The organism is Pseudomonas sp. WS 5071, assembly GCF_012985765.1.
Lineage (GTDB): Bacteria > Pseudomonadota > Gammaproteobacteria > Pseudomonadales > Pseudomonadaceae > Aquipseudomonas > Aquipseudomonas lundensis_A.
Map to the genome: position 1 here is coordinate 96,787 of NZ_JAAQWY010000003.1, position 20,462 is coordinate 117,248.

At 56.2% G+C, this 20,462-nt stretch carries 15 protein-coding genes; 4 read left to right on the plus strand and 11 right to left on the minus strand.

Annotated features, from left to right (window positions below; all coding sequences use genetic code 11):
- Window positions 1-3 precede the first annotated feature (3 nt).
- Window positions 4-960, plus strand: a complete 957-nt coding sequence (locus HBN61_RS02615; RefSeq protein ID WP_170046111.1) for a class I SAM-dependent methyltransferase — start codon at window positions 4-6, stop codon at window positions 958-960.
- 85 nt (window positions 961-1,045) lie between these two features.
- Window positions 1,046-3,163, plus strand: coding sequence for a TonB-dependent receptor family protein (locus tag HBN61_RS02620; protein WP_170046112.1), 2,118 nt, complete (start codon window positions 1,046-1,048; stop codon window positions 3,161-3,163).
- Here HBN61_RS02620 and HBN61_RS02625 read toward each other — a convergent pair.
- Window positions 3,160-4,242: an AI-2E family transporter gene (locus HBN61_RS02625; protein WP_094995144.1), complete on the minus strand. Its 1,083-nt coding sequence runs from the start codon at window positions 4,240-4,242 to the stop codon at window positions 3,160-3,162. The genes HBN61_RS02620 and HBN61_RS02625 overlap by 4 nt on opposite strands.
- A 160-nt stretch (window positions 4,243-4,402) precedes the next feature.
- Between HBN61_RS02625 and trhP the strand changes: the two genes are divergently transcribed.
- Window positions 4,403-5,758 carry a prephenate-dependent tRNA uridine(34) hydroxylase TrhP gene (trhP, locus tag HBN61_RS02630; protein WP_170046113.1) on the plus strand — a complete coding sequence of 452 codons (1,356 nt, stop codon included), beginning with the start codon at window positions 4,403-4,405 and terminating at the stop codon, window positions 5,756-5,758.
- 30 nt (window positions 5,759-5,788) lie between these two features.
- Here the strand turns inward: trhP and HBN61_RS02635 are convergent, their stop codons facing one another.
- Together HBN61_RS02635 and htpG are read right to left on the minus strand one after the other, a co-directional pair.
- Window positions 5,789-6,517 (minus strand): dienelactone hydrolase family protein, encoded by a 729-nt coding sequence (locus HBN61_RS02635; protein WP_169965347.1) that lies wholly within the window; start codon window positions 6,515-6,517, stop codon window positions 5,789-5,791.
- Window positions 6,518-6,576: 59 nt separating this feature from the next.
- Complete coding sequence (htpG, locus tag HBN61_RS02640) at window positions 6,577-8,481, minus strand: molecular chaperone HtpG (protein WP_170046114.1); 1,905 nt, start codon at window positions 8,479-8,481, stop codon at window positions 6,577-6,579.
- 336 nt (window positions 8,482-8,817) lie between these two features.
- On the opposite strand from htpG, the gene HBN61_RS02645 reads away from it, so the two are divergent.
- Window positions 8,818-9,096, plus strand: coding sequence for a hypothetical protein (locus HBN61_RS02645; protein WP_094995140.1), 279 nt, complete (start codon window positions 8,818-8,820; stop codon window positions 9,094-9,096).
- A gap of 67 nt (window positions 9,097-9,163) precedes the next feature.
- On the opposite strand, the gene HBN61_RS02650 is transcribed toward HBN61_RS02645, so the two are convergent.
- From HBN61_RS02650 to HBN61_RS02685, 8 genes are all read right to left on the minus strand, one after another.
- Window positions 9,164-9,565 carry an MAPEG family protein gene (locus tag HBN61_RS02650; protein ID WP_094995139.1) on the minus strand — a complete coding sequence of 134 codons (402 nt, stop codon included), beginning with the start codon at window positions 9,563-9,565 and terminating at the stop codon, window positions 9,164-9,166.
- Window positions 9,562-10,302: a DUF599 domain-containing protein gene (locus tag HBN61_RS02655; protein WP_094995138.1), complete on the minus strand. Its 741-nt coding sequence runs from the start codon at window positions 10,300-10,302 to the stop codon at window positions 9,562-9,564. Before HBN61_RS02655 ends, HBN61_RS02650 begins: the two co-directional genes overlap by 4 nt.
- A gap of 152 nt (window positions 10,303-10,454) precedes the next feature.
- Complete coding sequence (gene brnQ / locus HBN61_RS02660) at window positions 10,455-11,768, minus strand: branched-chain amino acid transport system II carrier protein (protein WP_170046115.1); 1,314 nt, start codon at window positions 11,766-11,768, stop codon at window positions 10,455-10,457.
- 578 nt (window positions 11,769-12,346) lie between these two features.
- Window positions 12,347-13,228 (minus strand): succinate--CoA ligase subunit alpha, encoded by an 882-nt coding sequence (gene sucD, locus HBN61_RS02665; RefSeq protein WP_016780174.1) that lies wholly within the window; start codon window positions 13,226-13,228, stop codon window positions 12,347-12,349.
- A complete protein-coding gene (gene sucC, locus HBN61_RS02670; protein WP_047274270.1) occupies window positions 13,228-14,394 on the minus strand; it encodes an ADP-forming succinate--CoA ligase subunit beta in 1,167 nt (388 codons plus the stop codon). Before sucC ends, sucD begins: the two co-directional genes overlap by 1 nt.
- 226 nt (window positions 14,395-14,620) lie before the next feature.
- Complete coding sequence (gene lpdA, locus HBN61_RS02675) at window positions 14,621-16,057, minus strand: dihydrolipoyl dehydrogenase (protein WP_047274268.1); 1,437 nt, start codon at window positions 16,055-16,057, stop codon at window positions 14,621-14,623.
- A gap of 106 nt (window positions 16,058-16,163) precedes the next feature.
- Window positions 16,164-17,384, minus strand: a complete 1,221-nt coding sequence (odhB, locus tag HBN61_RS02680; protein WP_047274266.1) for a 2-oxoglutarate dehydrogenase complex dihydrolipoyllysine-residue succinyltransferase — start codon at window positions 17,382-17,384, stop codon at window positions 16,164-16,166.
- Between the two features lie 39 nt (window positions 17,385-17,423).
- Entirely contained in the window at window positions 17,424-20,255 is a 2,832-nt protein-coding gene (locus HBN61_RS02685) for a 2-oxoglutarate dehydrogenase E1 component (RefSeq protein WP_169965353.1), read from the minus strand.
- Window positions 20,256-20,462: the final 207 nt, after the last annotated feature.

Consider the following 20,462-nt stretch of genomic DNA (forward strand, 5'->3'; position numbering starts at 1 on the left):
GCCATGACTCATGCCCTGACCGTACACCGCGAGCAGCACGTCCAGCAGCAGATACACACGCTCTGCAGCATGACGGTGCATCAACACGCGTCGTGGACAGAACCCCTTGGTCCCGGGCTGAACAACGTGTTTATGCTTAATATCGAGGACTCGCTCTGGGTGGGCCGCAAAACGCTGACAACGGCCTTCGGCGGCCGACAGCACCTGTCCAGCCTGATCCGGCCCTCCATGTTGCTCGGGCGTTTTACCCGCATTATTTACGGGAGCCATGGCGTCACTGTGCAGTTCATCACGGCAGGCGAAGCAGAAAAGACACAGCTCTTTCAGCGAGCGCCCAACCTGACGGGCAGCGAGCTGTACTTTCCCTTCCCCGTCCTTGATAGCCATGCACAGGAGTACGTCATGCATGAAGAACACTGGCGCTTTAGCGAAAAACTGGCCCAGACACTGAATGAGGATGAACGACACTTTCGAGACCATTGCACCGCCTTGCTGCAAAGTCGACTCAAGCCCGGCGCCCGACTGCTAGACCCGGCATGTTCCACCGGCGCATTCATAGCGTCCATGGCCAGTGCGTTGCCCCACACCCGTTGTATCGGCGCCGACTGCTCGTTAAGCATGGTGGAGCAAGCGCGCACCCATCATCGATTACCCAATCTGCAGTTTCACCATCGTGCTGCACAAGAAGCGCCTCAGCCCACAGCCGAATGCGATGTTTTATTTCTGCGCTTCCTGAATGCCGAGGTGATGAGCAGAGACCACGCGCAACACTTGCTAATGATGCTGTTGAAGCACTTGAAACACGGCGCAATGGCCATCGTGTTCGGGCATACCCCGGTGCTGCCCAACATACGGTATTGGGCACATGCGGCTGGATTGAAGCTCATCTCTTCCTTGGCCGCTCGGCCGGATCACTTGGAGTTGTTCGAGTGCTATGTATTGCAATCGCCTGTGGACTAACACATTAGGCCAGTTTGGCAGTTGCGAGCGATTCTCGCCTTGTATAGGCTTGCGCGCCGCCCGCCCAACCCTGGACCTGTCATTCATGCGTTCTATCCGCTTTGCACTGCTGCCTTTGGCCCTTGCCTGTGCTTCTTGCGCCCTCGCAGAGACACTTGAGCTGGGAGAAGTGCAAGTACGCAGTCAAGAAAGCAGTGAGCTGGACATAGCCCGAGCCCGGATGAATGAAGTCCCCGGCGCCAGCAATGTGATTGATTTGAACACCGTTGAAACCGGCCGGACGAGCAGCAATACCGACGTGCTCGCGTACCAGCCTGGCGTCTATGCACAGTCATCGGGCAATGACGGTGCCAAGGTTTCAGTGCGCGGTTCCGGCCTTAATCGCGCGCCGGGTGCCCACGGCTCAGGGCTGTACGTGATGTTTGACGGGCTGCCGCTGACAGGCCCCGGTGGCACCCCTTATGAATTATTTGAACCGTTATGGCTCAGCCGCGCAGAAGTCCTGCGTGGCGCCAATGGGTTTGACACCGGTGCACTGGCCTTGGGCGGCTCGATCAACTACGTCACCCGCACCGGCTACGACGCGACCCCGCTGCAGGTGCGTTATGAAACAGGCAGCTACGGTTATCAAAAACGTCAGCTCAGCTCAGGGCAAGTACTGGGCGATCTTGATTACTACATCTCCCTGAATGACGCCACTACCGACGGTTATCAAGACCATACCCGGGGTAGCAGCAAAGGCGTTGCGGCCAATGTCGGTTATCGCTTCAACCCGCAACTGGAGACGCGTTTTTATTTGCGCTATCGCGAGACTGATAACCAACTGGCAGGCCGTGTTACCAAAGACCAGATCAAGCATCATCCACGCTCGGCCAACCCTGCTTATGTCAAGGGAGATTACAGCCGTCCTCAACCGGGAAGTACCTGGTTCGCCAACAAAACGACGATGTACCTGGACGACGACTCGCAGCTTGAAACCGGACTGGTGTACCACGACTACCCGATGGACCTGCGTGAAGGCCCTAACGGGCTGAAAGTCGCGTATACCGATGTCAGCGGCACTTTGAACTACAAACGCCGTGACACCGTGTTCGGGCTGGAAAGCAAGACAACCGTGGGCTTGCGTAGCACCAAGCACCTGCCCAATAGCGGGGCATCGGAATACGTGCGAATTCCTGCGGGAAACACCGCGGCGTATCCTGCGGGCACAAAGATGCGCGACTTCAGTTACCAGGGTTCGGACACGGTGCTGCACGCCGGCAATGACCTGGAGCTGATGCCCGATCTATGGCTCACCACGGGCATGGCCCTGATCTACACCCGCCGTGAGAGCGACGTGAGCTATCCGGACAGCGGCGGCAAGGTCAGCCAGCATGATTGGGATTACGCGCCACGTGTCGGCCTGCGTTACGCGTTCAATCCCGCGTTGCAGGTGTATGGCAATGTGAGTCGCTCCGTCGAGCCGCCGCATCCCTGGTCGATGATCTGGGGCTCGCCTTTTACGTTTCCTGTCAATAATGGCCCGGCCACTGGTCGTCAAAGCACACCTGTCGCTTTACACAATCAAACAGCCACCACTCTTGAGTTGGGGGGCCGGGGTGATGCCTGGTTTGGTCAATGGGATCTCGCCTGGTATTACTCGGCCATTCGGCATGAACTACTCAGTGTCGAGACGCAAGCTGCAACCGCCACTCAAGCGCCAATTATCGGCGAATCCAATGCCAGCCCAACCGTCCACCAAGGGATTGAGGCCGGACTCAACAGTCTGTTGTGGGAAAAAGACGGTATTGGCAACGTCTCGTTGCGCCAGGCATACACCTTCAGTGATTTCCACTACCGCAATGATGAACGTTTTGGCAGTAACGCGTTGCCCGGCATTCCCCGTCACTACTATCAGGCCGAGCTTCGCTACGACCATGCGCAAGGGTTCTACGCCGGGGTCAATACGCAAGTGGCCTCGCGCATGGCCGTGGATTACGCCAATTCGTATCACACCTCTTCCTACATGTTGTGGGGAGCAACATTCGGGTATGCCTCACCCAAGAAAGACTGGCAAACCTGGCTAGACCTGCGCAACCTGACACGCCAGCGCTATGCCGCTACCGTCACCCCAGGGTATGACGACAACGGCAAGGACGCCGCGCGCTCGACCCCCGGCGAAGGCATGGGCGCCTACGTCGGGGTGTCATACAACTTGCGCTAGTTGCGTGGCTGAATGTCGGCGGGCAGTCGCACTTTGCGGCGCGTCCCGCTGAACAGCCCCCAGCTGGAGAGAAAAAGGGCAGCGATCAATGGCCCGATCACAAAGCCATTTAGGCCAAAGATGGCCATACCGCCCAACGTGGATATCAGAATCAGGAAGTCCGGCATTTTGGTGTCTTTGCCGACCAGAATCGGGCGCAGCACGTTATCCACCATGCCGATCACCAAAACCCCATACAGCGCCAGTACCACCCCCTCCCATACCTGACCTGTCACCAGAAAGTAAATGGCCACGGGAGCCCAGACGATCCCGGCGCCCACGGCGGGCAGCAGAGAGAGAAACATCATCAACACTGCCCAGAACAATGAGCTGTGGATACCCAGGAACCAAAACATCAGTCCGCCCAGAGCGCCCTGTGTGATCGCAACCGCCAAGTTGCCCTTGACCGAAGCCCGCACCACGCGACGCAGTTTGAGCTGCAGCAAACGCTTCTGCTGCTCCGCCAGCGGAACTGCATTACGAATGGTGCGCACCATCTGCTGGCCATCACGGATAAAGAAATACAACAGGTACAGCATGATGAAAAAACTCACCACCAGTTCGAAAGTACTCTGACCAAAACTGAAGACTTGGGTGGCAAAGAACTGACTGCCTTCCAAAGCGCCTTTGGACACTTTCTCACTCAAACCGGCGATATTGCCCAGACCAAAGCGATCCAGCCAATTCTGTACATTCATCGGCAAGATGTCTTTGAACTGCATGACGTAGCTGGCGACGTTGATCTTGCCGCTCTGCACGTCGTTGTAGAGCATGGCCACTTCCTGCACCAGCAAGGCGGTGGTGATGATGACCGGCAAAATGGCAATCACGGTACAGATGCCCAGGGTGGCAAATGTCGCTAGGTTGCGCCGCCCCTTGAACTTGAGCACTAATTTGCGTTGTAAGGGGGCGAACAGAATCCCCAGAGCGACTGCCCAGAAAATCGCACCGTAGAACGGCAACAAGATCCAGATAAAAGCAATTGTGACCAAGGCCAACAATAACAGCAGGGTTTTGCGTTGCAGGCTTGTTTCGTTCATAGGCCGTCCATGTCAGTAAGGCGCGCATTCGTCGGTTAGCGCCAGCTTAGTCCGCAAAGCGTCTGCCAAGTGCCATCGTTGCTGCATAAAGCATAGATCCAGATCAACATTCCACTGTTTAAGCCCGATTACTATCGCGCCCTTTGCGAATGGCTCGACTATGTCCCTTGCACCGCCCGAACTCCTCGCCCCTGCCGGCACCCTGAAGAACATGCGTTACGCCTTCGCTTATGGCGCCGATGCCGTGTACGCAGGCCAACCGCGCTACAGCTTGCGGGTGCGCAATAACGAATTCGACCACGACAACCTGGCTATAGGCATTAAAGAAGCGCAGGCCCAAGGCAAACGTTTTTACGTCGTGGTCAACATCGCCCCGCACAATGCCAAGCTGCGCACCTTTCTCAAGGACCTGGCGCCAGTGATCGCCATGGGCCCCGATGCGTTGATCATGTCCGACCCCGGTCTGATCATGCTAGTGCGCCAGCACTTCCCGCGCATGCCAATCCACCTGTCAGTGCAGGCCAATACCGTGAATTGGGCCAGCGTCGAATTCTGGCGTCAGCAAGGGCTTAGCCGAATCATCCTGTCGCGCGAATTATCGCTGGAAGAAATCGAAGAGATTCGTCAGCAAGTGCCTGACATGGAACTGGAGATCTTCGTGCATGGCGCGTTGTGCATGGCTTACTCCGGTCGGTGTCTGTTGTCCGGCTACATGAACAAGCGAGATGCCAATCAGGGCAGTTGCACCAACGCCTGCCGCTGGAAGTATGACGCTGCCCCCGCCACCGAGAATGAACTGGGCACAATCGTGAACGTGGCTGACCCGTCTGTGGAGCCGACATTAGGCGTGGGCCGGCCGACTGACGAGGTGTTTCTGCTGCATGAAACCAGTCGTCCTGAAGAGCCAATGGCGGCGTTTGAAGACGAACATGGCACTTACATCATGAACTCCAAGGACCTGCGCGCCGTACAGCACGTGGGCCGGTTGACGCAAATGGGCGTGCACTCGCTGAAAATCGAAGGCCGCACCAAGTCGCACTTTTACTGCGCGCGGGCCACTCAGGTGTACCGCAAGGCCATTGATGACGCCGTGGCAGGGCGTGAGTTTGATCGCAGCCTGATGACGGATCTGGAGTCTCTGGCGCAACGCGGATACACCGAAGGCTTCCTGCGCCGCCATGTGCATGACGAATACCAGAACTACCTGCATGGCAGCTCACTGTCCCAGCGTCAGCAGTTTGTGGGCGAGCTGACCGGGGAACGGCGCAACGGCATGGCCGAGGTCAAGGTCAAAAACCGGTTTTCCGTGGGCGATCATCTGGAACTGATGACCCCGCGCGGAAACTACCACTTCGATCTTTATCAATTACTCAACACTGCCAACTTGCCAATTGAGGTTGCGCCCGGGGATGGCCACACGGTGTACCTGCCAATCCCCGATCAAGTGGATTTGAGCTACGCCTTGCTGATGCGGGATCTGACCATCAGCGAGACGATCAAACAGGCTGCGCTGTAAACGCGCACGGGCGTAACAAGGATCAAGTGGTCAATCCCTGAACACTTCATCCAGCAGGTTATGCATGGCGATGAAGGCGCGCTTGGCGGTTTTCGCGTCATACATCATCTTGCCCGGAACGTTGGCGTGTGGATCAGTGAACGAGTGCACGGCGCCACCGTAGCTGACCAACTGCCAGTCAACGCCCGCTGCATTCATCTCGTTTTCAAAGGCCGGGAGCTGCTCGTTGGGTACCAAGGGGTCGGACGCACCGTGCAGCGCCAGCACCGCCCCTTTGATGCTGTTCGCATCAATGGGGTTAGGCGTATCAAGGGTGCCGTGGAAGGATATGGCGGCTTTGAGCGGTGCACCACCGCGGGCCAGCTCCAGCGAACAACAGCCTCCAAAACAAAAGCCGAAGGTTGCCAATTTGGCGCTGTCGACTTTGGCAAACGAGGTGTTGCGCAAGTTATCGTAAGCGGCCCACATACGTTTGCGCAGCAAGGCGCGGTCGTTTTTCAGCGGCATCATCGCAGCGCCCGCCTCATCAGCATTAGCAGGACGTATGCCTTGACCGTACAAGTCGGCAATCAATACCACATAGCCCTGTTCGGCCACGGACTTGGCAATCTCTTCAGCCCCTGCGCCAATGCCCATCCAATTGGGCGCCATGAGCAAGCCCGGCAACGGATCCACTCGGCTTGAGTCATAGGCAAGACGGCCCTCGTAAGGCTGGCCATCGATTTGATAGATCACCGACTGGAGCGTTATTGATTCCATTGAAAACCTCTGAGTTCAAAACAAAAAAAACCCGCCGAAGCGGGTTTTTTATAGACGTCTTACACGGACAACTCAACTAACAACTTATTCAGACGACGGACATAGGCCGCCGGATCTTTCAAGCTGTCGCCAGCCGCCAGTGCTGCTTGATCGAAGAGTATGTGCGACAAGTCGCCAAAACGCTCTTCACTTTGCTCCGCATCCAGTTTCTCGATCAGCGGATGAGCCGGGTTGAATTCGAAGATAGGCTTCGAATCCGGAACTTTCTGTCCGCTGGCTTCCAGAATCTGGCGCATCTGCAAGCCAAGGTCCTGCTCGCCTATCGCCAAAATGGCCGGTGAATCGGTCAGACGGTGCGAAACACGCACTTCACTGACGCTGTCGCCCAATGCCGTCTTGATGCGCTCAACCAGACCTTCTTTAGCCTTGGCCACTTCTTCTGCGGCTTTCTTGTCCTCTTCGGAGTCCAGATTGCCCAGATCAAGGTCGCCACGCGCCACGTCAACAAAGGTTTTGCCGTCAAATTCGCTGAGGTAGCTCATCAGCCACTCATCAATACGGTCGGTCAACAGCAGCACTTCGATGCCTTTCTTGCGGAAGACTTCCAGGTGCGGGCTGTTTTTAACCTGAGCATAGGTTTCACCGGTCAGGTAGTAGATCTTGTCCTGACCTTCCTTGGCGCGCTCAAGGTAGTTCGCCAGGGAAACCGTTTGCTCGCCGCCTTCCTCGTAGGTTGAAGCGAAGCGCAGCAGCCCGGCGATTTTTTCTTTGTTGGCGAAATCTTCAGCCGGACCTTCTTTCATCACCTGACCGAAGTTTTTCCAGAAGCCCTGGTATTTCTCAGGCTCGTTTTTCGCCAGTTTTTCCAGCATGTCCAGGACACGCTTGGTCAGCGCCGACTTCATGGAATCGATGATCGGGTCTTTTTGCAGGATTTCACGCGACACATTCAACGACAGGTCGTTGGAGTCGACCACGCCTTTGATAAAACGCAGATACAGCGGCAGGAAAGACTCAGCCTGATCCATGACGAATACGCGCTGTACGTACAGCTTCAGGCCTTTAGGCGCTTCACGCTGGTAGAGATCAAACGGAGCGCGGGCCGGCACATAGAGCAACGAACTGTATTCCAGCTTGCCTTCGACCTTGTTATGGCTCCAGGCCAACGGGTTTTCGAAGTCGTGGGCGATGTGCTTGTAGAACTCCTGATATTCCTCGTCCTTGACTTCAGCGCGAGGTCGAGTCCACAAGGCGCTGGCGCGGTTAACGGTTTCCCATTCCAGCGCAGGTGCTTCTTCGCCTTCTGCGCCAGCCTGCTCTTTAGGCAGTTCGATGGGCAAGGCGATGTGGTCGGAGTATTTTTTAATGATGTTGCGCAGACGCCAGCCATCAGCGAACTCTTCTTCACCGGACTTGAGGTGCAGCACAATTTTGGTACCACGCTCAGGCTTCTCGACAGTAGCAACTTCGAACTCGCCTTCGCCCTTGGACGACCAGTGCACGCCTTCGCTGGCAGGGGTACCGGCACGACGGCTGAACACGTCTACTTTGTCTGCAACGATAAAGGCGGAGTAGAAGCCCACACCGAACTGACCGATCAAGTGCGAATCTTTCTTTTGATCGCCCGAGAGGTTTTTCATGAAATCGGCGGTGCCGGACTTGGCAATCGTGCCCAAGTGGGTAATCACGTCGTCACGGTTCATACCGATGCCGTTGTCTTCGAGGGTGACGGTCTTGGCGTCCTTGTCGAAGCTCACACGGATTTTAAGTTCGTCGCCGCCTTCCAGAAGTTCTGGCTTGGACAGCGCTTCAAAACGTAATTTGTCGACAGCGTCAGAGGCGTTCGAGATCAATTCGCGAAGGAAGATTTCCTTGTTGGAATACAGCGAATGGATCATGAGGTGCAACAGTTGCTTGACCTCGGTCTGGAAGCCCAGGGTTTCCTTTTGAGTTTCCACGCTCATTGTTATAAAACTCCAATTTGATGGCATGAGCCACGCCCTAGAGGGTTGGCGGCGGGATGTCATGAAAGTTGGGGCTGGTACTGAAATTTCAAGGCCTGTGTTTTGAATCTACCCCAGCCCCCTCGTCATTGCGGGTTAACGCACCCGGTTAAGGGCCTCTAAACAGGGCATTACGACGATATTACCGTGCCATGACTAATCTGCTTGGCTTGTCAGTCGGTGACTGCGTAGAATTCGCGCGCGGCGTGCATTTATATATCTGCACACCCAAGGAACTTAAGCTATCGGCCTGTGCTCAAACGGCCGGTAGATATACTCAATAAGGAGAAACACCCCATGCGTAAGACTTTCGCTGTTGCCTTGATGTTGGCTGCTTCCCTCGGTCTCGCTGCTTGCGACAAAAAATCCGAAGATAAAGCACAAGACGCTGCTCAACACTCCGAGCAAGCTCAAGAAAAAATGAATGAAGCACAAGACAAAGTAAACGAAGCTGCAAAAGAGAACGCCGAAGCCGCTAAAGATCAGGCTGAGTCGAACAAAGCCGCTGCTGAAGAAGCCGCTCCGGCTGCTCCAGTTGCACCTGCTGCTACAGAAGCTGCTCCTGCTACCAAGTAATTCATTTACTTGGCTGCAAAAGAAAGCCCGCTCAATGCGGGCTTTACTTTGTCTGCGATTTGCCGAGTCAGACCAACAAACTTTTGAATGCAGGACTCAACATTAACAAGAGTGTGCAAAGCATCCCGACCACCCACGCCAGAGAGCGTTGCAACGCCCTATCAGCCCAGTAACACAGCAAAAACACAATGCGTGCGCACACAAACACAATGGCCAATGTGTCAATTAGCAAACCCTGTGTTTGGGTGGTGTGCGCCATCAATACAGCCGCCGAGAACAGCATGAAGGCTTCAAAACTGTTCTGATGCCCCGCCAGTGCTCGCGCGCCCAGGCCTGTCAAACGCGCCTGTTGTTCACGCGGTAATTGATTGTCATAGCCGCCCTGCTCTTTCATGGCTTTGGCCACGGGCACGCGTGCAATAAAGATCAACAGTGCGCTGATAAAAACACACCAGAAAGGAATACTCATGGGGTTGCGTCCTTGTTTGACTCAGGCAACGGCGCCTCAGTCGGGGTGTAGACCATGACACTCAACACGTCAGAATGAAACTCGCGTCGGTATAAAACCACGACGACACCCGCGCTCATCAGCATAAACAACCACGGGCTGACAAACCACGCCAGCATGGTCATGCCGAAGTAATACGAACGCAGGCCAAAGTTGAACTGGTTGGCTGCCATCGAAATCACTTTGGCCGCGCGCAATGCAAATGCCTTGCGCTCTTGTTCCGCAACATCGCGCTCGCCAATCATGGGCGCCGATCCAATGAGGATGGCGGCAAAGTTGTATTGGCGCATGCACCAGCTGAAGGTAAAGAAGGCATAAACGAATACCAGTGCCAGGCACAACAACTTGATTTCAGACATGCCCTGCGACGCTTGTTGCACCATGGGGATATCTGCCAACAGCGACACCGCCCGCTCCGATGCGCCCAGCACAGTCAGAATACCCGCGAGAATAATCAGGGTGCTGGAGGCAAAAAAGGATGCATTGCGTTCCAGATTGCCAATCACACTCGCGTCGGCAATGCGGTTGTCGCGCAATAGCATGCGGCGCATCCAGTCCTTTCGATACAAGTGCAAGACGCTGGCCAGACAGGCCGTGTCACGCGCTTTCCAGGTGGCATAGCGTGTGTAGCCACCCCAGCACACGACAAACCAGAGTGCGGCTAAAAGATGAGTCCAATTTGACTGAATGAACGACATGGGTTTTCCCGAAGCGCACGTGAGGGTAAGAGTTATGCACTTGCGTTCGACGCTTTAGCCAGCAAAAAGACACGCCCATAAAAAATGCCCTGTATCAAATTGATACAGGGCATTTTCATGTCGTCATTGCCCGCTTGTGGCGGGCTGAATGATTACGCCAGCGCTTCTTGACGCTTGCCCAGCATGCGGTCGCAAATCACCGCACCCAACAGAACCACCAGAGAAGGCACCAGCCACGCCAGCCCTTGCTCACTGAAAGGCATGTTAACCAGTCGATCAGGAATCCAGCCCGCCATGCCAGCCCCTTTAAGGGCATCGATGGAACCGAAGATGAAGGACACCAGCATCACCGGGCCCACGATTCGTGCTTGAGCGTGCCACAAGCCTTTGCAGAAACTCAGCGCCACCAGCACGATGCACGGCGGGTAAATCGCTGTCAGCAACGGAATGGAGAACGCGATCAACTGAGTCAGGCCCAGGTTGGACACCGCCAGCGAGAAGACTGCCAGTATCACCACCAGAGCCTTGTAGGACAGTGGCAGAACAGTACTGAAGTATTCAGCACAGGCGCAGGTCAGACCGACCGCAGTTACGAGGCAGGCCAGTGCAATCAATACCGCCAGAAAACCGCTGCCCAACGATCCAAAGGTGTGTTGTACGTAAGCGTGCAGTACCGCAGCGCCGTTGGTGGCACCCGCAGCCACTTCATGGCTGCCCGAACCGAGACGGAACAGGCTGACATACACCAGCGCCAGGCCCACACCTGCGATCAAACCGGCAATGATTGCATACCGGGTGATCAACTTCGGTGACTCCACACCACGGGAGCGGATGGCATTAACAATGACAATGCCGAATACCAATGCACCCAGCGTGTCCATGGTCAGATAACCATTGATGAACCCTTGGGAGAATGGCGCGGCAACGTATTCCGGGGTTGCCACGCCAATGTCGCCAGCCGGCAACGCAAACGCAGCAATGCCGAGGATCGCCAGCGCGATGATTTTCAGCGGCGCCAGAAAACGCCCTACGGTGTCCAAAAGGCGGCCCGGGTACAGTGAAACGAAGAACACGATAAGGAAGTACACCGAGCTGTAGAGGAACAGCGCCAGCGGGCTTTCACCGGTCAAAGGCGCGAGGCCGACCTCAAACGACACGGTGGCCGTACGCGGGGTCGCGAACAGCGGACCTACCGCCAGGTACGCAACCGCAGCCAGCAAGCCGCCAGCGATTTTACCGATCGGGCTACTCAGCGCATCCATACCGCCGCCGACTTTCGCCAGCGCCACAACGGTGATGACCGGCAAGCCTACAGCCGTGGTCAGAAAGCCCAATGCAGCAATCCAGACATTAGGTCCGGCTTGCAGGCCAACGATCGGCGGGAAAATGATATTGCCAGCCCCAACGAACAGGGCAAACGTCATAAACCCAAGCGCCAGGATGTCCTGGCCTTTCAATACTTTCATTACGGAAATACCACACTACTGAATCGGAATTTAGAGGGGGAATTTCCCGTGCGGATGTGGGAAATGCTGTCGAACTGTATAAGTCCAACCCGTCTAGCGCGTGGCTTCCTTGTGGGATGCGAACGCAGAATTGGCTGTCAGATTACCCATTTTTTTCCTGCAACGCACTGTTGCAGGGCGCTCTGTCCGATGAACGAACGCAGTTGTCGCTTTGATGACATCGAAATTCGCCTTGGTGTGCTTTTCCTACAAGACGAGTCATAACAACCTACGCTTTCAATCACTAATCTGCTGGCAAACCTGCCAACAGGGTGTGCAAGCTTTGGAGCCATTGAAGAGTAGCGCGAGAGAGCATCACAGGTCGTAAGGGTCGTTAAAACGCTATCGCGGTTTTCGGCTGGGCGCGCAGAAACATGACGGCGCACTAGAACCTCAAGCATTCCGGAACGGCGTCGATCCCGGCTTGCCTATGTGATATCAGCTCTGCCATAGCGCTTTTCAATGCACCGGAGCCTGAACGCACAAAGGCCACCCGAAGGTGGCCTTTGCCTGGTGTAACAGTCAGCTAAGCCAATGGCTTATTTGATTGCCCAGCCAGTCAGCTCGGACAACGCCTTGCCGATGTCTGCCAGCGAACGCACGGTTTTAACGCCTGCGTCTTCCAGAGCAGCAAACTTCTCGTCTGCAGTGCCCTTACCGCCAGAGATGATTGCGCCAGCATGGCCCATGCGCTTGCCTGCGGGGGCAGTCACACCAGCGATGTAGGAAACAACCGGCTTGGTCACGTTTGCCTTGATGTAAGCAGCCGCTTCTTCTTCAGCCGAACCGCCGATCTCACCGATCATAACGATCGCTTCGGTCTTCGGGTCTTCCTGGAACAGCTTCAGAATGTCGATGAAGTTGGAACCAGGAATCGGGTCACCACCGATGCCCACGCAAGTCGACTGACCGAAACCGGCGTCAGTGGTCTGCTTGACAGCTTCGTAAGTCAGGGTGCCGGAACGCGACACGATGCCTACTTTGCCTGGCAAGTGGATGTGACCTGGCATGATGCCGATCTTGCATTCGCCCGGCGTGATCACGCCTGGGCAGTTAGGGCCGATCAGGGTCACGCCCAGCTCGTCGCACTTAACTTTAGCGTCCAGCATGTCCAGGGTAGGAATGCCTTCAGTGATGCACACGATCAGTTTGATGCCACCGAACGCTGCTTCAAGGATAGAGTCCTTGCAAAACGGAGCCGGTACGTAAATAACGCTGGCAGTTGCACCCGTAGCCGCAACAGCTTCTTTTACGGTGTTGAAAACAGGCAGGTCCAGGTGAGTGGTACCGCCTTTGCCCGGCGTAACGCCACCGACCATTTTGGTGCCGTACTCAATGGCTTGCTGGGTGTGGAAGCTACCCTGCGAACCGGTGATGCCCTGGCAGATAACCTTGGTGTCTTTATTGATCAGGACGCTCATTACTTGCCCTCCGCAGCTTTGACAACTTGTTGAGCAGCGTCGGTCAAGCTGGTAGCAGCGATGATGTTCAAGCCGCTTTCTGCCAGTACTTTAGCGCCCAGTTCAGCGTTGTTGCCTTCAAGGCGCACAACCACCGGGATTTTAACGCCGACTTCTTTCACTGCACCGATGATGCCTTCGGCAATCATGTCGCAACGAACGATGCCGCCGAAGATGTTGACCAGTACTGCTGCAACATTGCTGTCGGACAGAATGATCTTGAACGCTTCAGTTACGCGTTCTTTGGTAGCACCGCCGCCAACGTCGAGGAAGTTGGCTGGCTTGCCGCCATGCAGGTTGACGATATCCATGGTGCCCATGGCCAGGCCAGCACCGTTAACCATGCAGCCGATGTTGCCTTCCAGCGCTACGTAGTTCAGTTCGAACTGGGCAGCGTGCGCTTCGCGCGGATCGTCCTGGGACGGATCGTGGAAAGTCTTCAGCTTAGGCTGGCGGTACATGGCGTTAGCGTCGATGTTGATTTTCGCATCGAGGCAGTGCAGATCGCCGTCAGTCTTGATGACCAGCGGGTTCACTTCCAGCAGGGCCAGATCGTGGTCCTGGAACAGTTTGGCCAAACCAACGAAGATCTTGGCGAACTGGGAAACCTGCTTGCCTTCCAGACCCAGCTGGAAAGCCAGCTCACGACCCTGGAATGGCTGAGCGCCAACCAGTGGATCGATCGTGGCTTTAAGAATTTTTTCAGGCGTATCGTGAGCGATTTTCTCGATGTCCACGCCACCTTCGGTGGAAGCCATGAACACGATACGGCGGCTCGAACGGTCAACGACAGCGCCCAGGTACAGCTCTTTAGCGATATCAGTGCACGATTCAACCAGGATCTTGGTGACCGGCTGACCATTGGCGTCAGTCTGGTAGGTCACCAGACGCTTGCCCAACCACTGTTGTGCGAATGCTTTAGCGTCTTCTTTGCTGCGAACCAGCTTTACACCGCCCGCTTTACCGCGACCACCTGCGTGAACCTGGGCTTTTACAACCCATTCGGTTCCGCCGATTTTGTCGCATGCTTCTGCGGCCGCTTCCGGGGTATCTACTGCATAACCCTTGGATACTGGCAGGCCGTATTCAGCGAACAGCTGCTTACCCTGATACTCGTGAAGATTCATGCTTTTTACCGTCTTCGTTAGGTACTGCGCATTCGGCGCTGCACTTTTATTAGTGCCGCACCACCTGTGACTGCTGCTTGCACTGTTTCGACAAACCCGACACCCGCGTGGGCAGAGTCGGGCCTGATTGAAACGGGACAAGACTGCGTCCGGCGGAAGTTCCGCGGTGAGGCTTGCGAGCAAGGCTCACGACGGGCAAACCGCCGTGGTTTCTTATTGTCTGGTCTTAACGTTTCTTACGGTTGGCAATGTGGATGGCGCCGCCATTCACTGCCAGCGCTGCTTCGTGCAACGCTTCGGACAAGGTTGGATGGGAGAAAACCATCATGCCCAAGTCCTCGGCACTGGTGCCGAACTCCATACCGATAGCGCCCTGCTGTACCAGCTCTGCAGCGCTCGGGCCAATCACGTGGACGCCCAGTACGCGGTCAGTTTTGGCATCAGCAATGACTTTTACAAAGCCACCGGTGTCGTTTGCTGCCATGGCACGGCCACTGGCTGCGAACGGGAAGGTGCCGACGTTAACTTCAACGCCTTCAGCTTTCAAGGCCTGTTCGGTTTTACCGACCCACGCGATCTCCGGGTGCGTGTAAATAACCGATGGAATCAGGTCGTAGTTCATCTCGGTCTTGTGACCTTTAATGCGCTCGACAACCATGATGCCTTCTTCGGAAGCCTTGTGAGCCAGCATCATGCCGCGCACCACGTCACCAATGGCGTAGACGCCCGGTACGCTGGTGGCGCAATGATCGTCAACAAACACGAAGCCGCGTTCGTCAATGGTCACGCCGCTGTCGGCTGCCAGCAGCTCGGTGGTCACCGGACGGCGGCCTACCGCTACGATCAGCTTGTCGAAGGTAATGGTCTGTTCGCCGTTGGCGTCGGTGTAGGTCACAACGACTTCTTCGCCGTTCACCTTGGAACCGGTTACGCGGGCGCCCAGCTTGATGTCCAGACCTTGTTTGGTCAGGGTTTTGTAGGCTTCCTTGGACACAGCAGCATCAGCCGCCATCAGGAACGTATCCAGGGCTTCCAAAACAGTGACCTGAGCCCCCAGACGCGACCATACCGAACCCAGTTCCAGGCCGATTACGCCAGCGCCGATTACGCCAAGACGCTTGGGTACGGACTGGAATTCCAGGGCGCCGGTCGAATCAACGATTACGTTGTTGTCCACTGGAGCCGGTGGAATGTCGATCGGACGCGAACCCGAAGCCAGAATCACGTTCTCGGCTTCGATGATTTCGACGCTGCCGTCAGGCTTGGTCAGTTCAACTTTCTTGCCGGCCAGCAATTTGCCGTGACCTTGCAAGGACGTCACGCCATTTGCCTTGAACAGGGTCGCAACACCGGAAGTCAGACCTTTAACGATGTTGGCCTTGCGGCCTACCATCGCCGGCACGTCCATCTTCACTTCACCGGTGCTGATACCGTGGATGGCGAACGCATCCTTGGCTTCGTGGTACTTCCAGGAGCTGTCCAGCAGCGCCTTGGATGGAATGCAGCCAACGTTCAGGCACGTACCGCCCAGCGCCAGTTTGCCTTCCTTGTCGGTGTATTTTTCGATGCAAGCAGTCGAAAGGCCCAGTTGAGCGGCCTTGATGGCTGCAACGTAGCCACCAGGGCCCGCACCAATCACTACAACGTCAAATTTCTGAGACATGTAAAAGAATCCTCTTTTAGCGACAAGCTTCAAGCCGCGAGCTGCAAGCCAAAGCCAGGCCGCGAACGACACAAGGCTTCAGACTTGCAGCTCATGGCTGCTTCTATCAGATATCCAGCAGCAGACGCGCCGGATCTTCCAGCAGGTTTTTGATTGCTACCAGGAAACTTACAGCTTCTTTGCCGTCGATCAAGCGGTGATCGTAAGACAGAGCCAGGTACATCATCGGACGGATGACCACCTGACCGTTGACGGCCATAGGACGCTGAAGGATGTTGTGCATGCCCAGGATCGCAGCTTGCGGCGGGTTAACGATCGGGGTCGACATCATCGAACCAAACGTACCACCGTTTGTGATCGTGAACGTGCCGCCGGTCATTTCATCAATCGACAGCTTGCCGTCACGGGCTTTCTTGCCGTAGGCAGCGATGCCGCCTTCGATTTCAGCCAGGCTCATCAGCTCTGCATTACGCAGAACAGGAACCACCAGGCCGCGGTCGCTGGAGACGGCAACGCCGATGTCTGCGTAGCCGTGGTAAACGATGTCGGAACCGTCGATAGATGCGTTGACAGCCGGGAAGCGTTTCAGCGCCTCAGTGGCGGCCTTCACGAAGAACGACATGAAGCCCAGACGCACGCCGTTGTGGGACTTCTCGAACAGGTCCTTGTACTTCGAACGCAGTGCCATGATTTCAGTCATGTCCACTTCGTTGAAGGTGGTCAGCATCGCCATGTTGGACTGCGCTTCAACCAGACGCTTGGCCACAGTGGCACGAACGCGGGTCATTGGAACGCGTTTTTCAACACGGTCGCCAGCAGCGAATACCGGTGCAGTTGCAGCCGGTGCAGCGGCTTTGGCAGGTGCGGCAGCAGGAGCAGCTTTTTTGGCCGCTACAGCAGCAACAACGTCTTCCTTGGTCACACGACCACCTTTGCCAGTACCGGCAACGGAAGCAATGTTGATGCCGTTTTCTTCAGCGATTTTACGAGCCGCCGGTGCAGCGATCGGGTCATCTTCGCCATCGGCAGCAGGTGCAGCGGCTTGAGCGGCAGGAGCAGCGGCAGCCGGTGCAGCAGGAGCAGCAGCGCCGCCTTCAACGATGGAGCCCAGTACTTCGTCGGACAGAACGGTGTCGCCTTCGTTCTTAACGATTGCGCCCAGTACGCCATCAGCAGTGGCCAGTACTTCCAGCACAACTTTGTCGGTCTCGATGTCAACGATCAGGTCGTCACGCTTTACAGCGTCGCCCGGTTGCTTGTGCCAGGTGGCAACGGTGCCGTCGGCAACCGATTCCGGAAAAGTTGGGGCTTTAATCTCGATAGCCATGTTCGTGGTTCCTTTAATTCGGTTCAGTGCGCGAAGGCGTTAAACAGTAAACGCATCTTGCAACAGTTTGGCCTGTTGCTCGGCGTGCATCGATGCATAACCACAAGCAGGTGCAGCAGAAGCGTCACGGCCCGCGTACTCAAGTACGAGCGACTTGTCGTGACCGCCAATGATGCGGCGCATGTGATGCTGGCTGCAGTACCAGGCACCCTGGTTCATCGGCTCTTCCTGACACCACACTATGTGTTTCAGGTTTTTGTACGGAGCCAGGACTTCAATCAAGTCGTCCTCAGGGAACGGATACAGCTGCTCAAGACGCACGATGGCGATGTCTTCACGACCTTCGGCACGGCGTTTTTCCAACAGGTCATAGTAGACCTTGCCGCTACACAGCACGATGCGCTCGACTTTCGCCGGATCCTGCGCGTCGATTTCCGGGATAACGGTCTGGAACGAACCTTCTGCCAGATCTTCCAGGGTCGAGACGGCCAGCTTGTGGCGCAGCAACGACTTCGGCGTCAGAACCACCAGCGGCTTGCGCAGCGGACGGATAACCTGACGGCGCAGCAGATGGTAGATCTGTGCCGGCGTGGTCGGTACGCATACCTGAATGTTGTGTTCGGCGCACAGCTGCAGGTAACGCTCAAGACGTGCCGAGGAGTGCTCAGGGCCCTGACCTTCATAACCGTGTGGCAGCAACATAGTCAGACCGCACAGGCGACCCCACTTGTGCTCGCCGCTGGTGATGAACTGGTCGATAACGACCTGCGCACCGTTGGCGAAGTCGCCGAACTGGGCTTCCCAGATCACCAGCGCGTTTGGCGTGGTGGTCGAGTAACCGTATTCAAACGCCAATACCGCTTCTTCCGACAGCAACGAGTCGTACAGATCAAAGCGAGGCTGACCTTCGTACAGGTGCTGCAGCGGAATGTAGGTGCTGGCGTCTTTCTGGTTGTGCAACACGGCGTGACGGTGCGAGAACGTACCGCGACCGATGTCCTGACCCGTCATGCGGATCGGGTGACCTTCGAACGCCAGGGTCGCGTATGCCATGGTTTCGGCATAACCCCAGTTGATCGGCAGGCCGCCGGCTTGCATTTTTTGACGGTCTTCGTAGATCTTCGACACCTGGCGCTGCATGACGAAGCCTTCTGGGATTTCCAGCAGCTTGGCCGACAGTTCTTGCAGGGTTTTCAGATCAAAACGCGTGTCATGGCGCGCTGTCCAGGCATGGCCCAGGTACGGACGCCAGTCTACGAACAGCTCTTTGTTTGGCTCTTTGACCAGACTCTTCACAACATGCAGACCGTTGTCCAGCGCGTTGCGGTATTCGTCGATCTTGGCCTGAACGCGATCTGCGTCAACCACACCTTCCTGAGTCAGACGATCGGCATACAGTTCACGCGTGGTGCGCTGTTTGGCAATCTGCTGATACATCAGCGGCTGGGTGCCGTTTGGCTCGTCGGCCTCGTTGTGACCGCGACGGCGGTAGCAGAACAGGTCGATCACGACGTCACGCTTGAACTGCATGCGGTAGTCGATGGCCAGTTGAGTCACGAACATGACGGCTTCAGGGTCATCACCATTCACATGGAGAATCGGCGCCTGGATCATTTTCGCAACGTCGGTGCAGTACTCGGTCGAACGCGAGTCCAGCGGGTTGCTGATGGTGAAGCCCACCTGGTTGTTAATCACCAGGTGTACGGTGCCGCCGGTCTTGAAGCCGCGTGTTTGCGACATCTGGAAGGTTTCCATGACCACGCCCTGACCTGCGAATGCAGCATCACCGTGGATGGAAATCGGCAGAACCTTGTCGCCCGTCTTGTCGTTACGACGATCCTGGCGTGCACGTACAGACCCTTCAACCACCGGAGAAACGATTTCCAGGTGGGACGGGTTAAACGCCATTGCCAGGTGAACTTCGCCACCGGAGGTCATGACGTTGGAGGAGAAGCCCTGGTGGTATTTAACGTCACCGGAACCCAGCTCGATCTTTTTCTTGCCTTCGAACTCGTCGAACAACTCGCGCGGGTTTTTACCGAAGGTGTTCACCAGGACGTTCAGACGACCACGGTGGGCCATGCCGATGACGATTTCCTTGGTGCCGTAGTTGCCCGAACGCTGGATCAGCTCGTCCAGCAATGGAATCAGGCTCTCGCCGCCTTCCAGACCGAAACGCTTGGTGCCCGGGTATTTGGTCCCCAGGTATTTTTCCAGACCTTCGGCAGCCGTGACGCGCTCAAGCAGATGGCTTTTGACTTCAGCCGAATACGTTGGGCGGCCGCGCACGCTTTCGAGGCGCTGTTCAAACCAGTGGCGCTGCTCGGAATCGACGATGTGCGTGAACTCTGCGCCAATGGTGCGGCAATATGTCTGCTGCAACGCTTCGAGAATTTCGCGTAGGCTCGCTTCCTCTTTGCCGATGTACAGGTCGCCGGCACGGAAGGTCGTATCAAGATCGGCATTGGTCAAGCCGTAATGATTGATCGACAGGTCTGCAGGTGCAGGACGCTGCCACAGCCCCAGCGGATCAAGCTGGGCTGCCTGGTGGCCGCGCATCCGATAGGCCTGGATCAATCGCAGCACTTCAACCTGCTTCTTCTCGTGCTCACTGCTCACGCTCCCGGCGGAAACCGGTTGGGCGCGGCGCTGGTTCTTTGCCAGCAGCACGAAATGATCGCGGATTGTGGAGTGCGAAACATCGTTGGCAGAGTTGCCGTCAGTCGGCAACGTCTGAAATTTGGTGCGCCATTCTTCTGGCACAGCGTTAGGGTCGTGCAGGTAGAGCTCGTAGAGCTCTTCCACATAGGCAGCGTTACCACCTGAAAGATAGCCGCTGTTCCACATGCGCTGCATCACGCTTTCTTGCATGCTTGGTCACCCTCGGTTAGGGGACACCATCGACGAGAACACCAGAGCATGCTTGAGAAAGTCCGAATACAGCGACTAAAACAAGCCACTTAGGATCACGCTGATAGTCCGGGTACCAGCCCGGATGCCCCTGCTGGTCTCATTTCTTCAAAATAAGAGCCGCAACTTTGTGAGCTGCTGCTCAGGTTAAAACTACGGCGCCGGTTG

Coding starts and splice junctions, on each gene's coding strand:
- HBN61_RS02650 (WP_094995139.1), bottom strand. CDS start 9,565: ATGAGTATTCCTTTCTGGTGTGTTTTTATCAGCGCACTGTTGATCTTT.
- odhB (WP_047274266.1), bottom strand. CDS start 17,384: ATGGCTATCGAGATTAAAGCCCCAACTTTTCCGGAATCGGTTGCCGAC.
- sucC (WP_047274270.1), bottom strand. CDS start 14,394: ATGAATCTTCACGAGTATCAGGGTAAGCAGCTGTTCGCTGAATACGGC.
- HBN61_RS02685 (WP_169965353.1), bottom strand. CDS start 20,255: ATGCAAGAAAGCGTGATGCAGCGCATGTGGAACAGCGGCTATCTTTCA.
- HBN61_RS02625 (WP_094995144.1), bottom strand. CDS start 4,242: ATGAACGAAACAAGCCTGCAACGCAAAACCCTGCTGTTATTGTTGGCC.
- sucD (WP_016780174.1), bottom strand. CDS start 13,228: ATGAGCGTCCTGATCAATAAAGACACCAAGGTTATCTGCCAGGGCATC.
- HBN61_RS02635 (WP_169965347.1), bottom strand. CDS start 6,517: ATGGAATCAATAACGCTCCAGTCGGTGATCTATCAAATCGATGGCCAG.
- HBN61_RS02620 (WP_170046112.1), top strand. CDS start 1,046: ATGCGTTCTATCCGCTTTGCACTGCTGCCTTTGGCCCTTGCCTGTGCT.
- brnQ (WP_170046115.1), bottom strand. CDS start 11,768: ATGAAAGTATTGAAAGGCCAGGACATCCTGGCGCTTGGGTTTATGACG.
- lpdA (WP_047274268.1), bottom strand. CDS start 16,057: ATGTCTCAGAAATTTGACGTTGTAGTGATTGGTGCGGGCCCTGGTGGC.
- htpG (WP_170046114.1), bottom strand. CDS start 8,481: ATGAGCGTGGAAACTCAAAAGGAAACCCTGGGCTTCCAGACCGAGGTC.
- HBN61_RS02655 (WP_094995138.1), bottom strand. CDS start 10,302: ATGTCGTTCATTCAGTCAAATTGGACTCATCTTTTAGCCGCACTCTGG.
- HBN61_RS02645 (WP_094995140.1), top strand. CDS start 8,818: ATGCGTAAGACTTTCGCTGTTGCCTTGATGTTGGCTGCTTCCCTCGGT.
- trhP (WP_170046113.1), top strand. CDS start 4,403: ATGTCCCTTGCACCGCCCGAACTCCTCGCCCCTGCCGGCACCCTGAAG.
- HBN61_RS02615 (WP_170046111.1), top strand. CDS start 4: ATGACTCATGCCCTGACCGTACACCGCGAGCAGCACGTCCAGCAGCAG.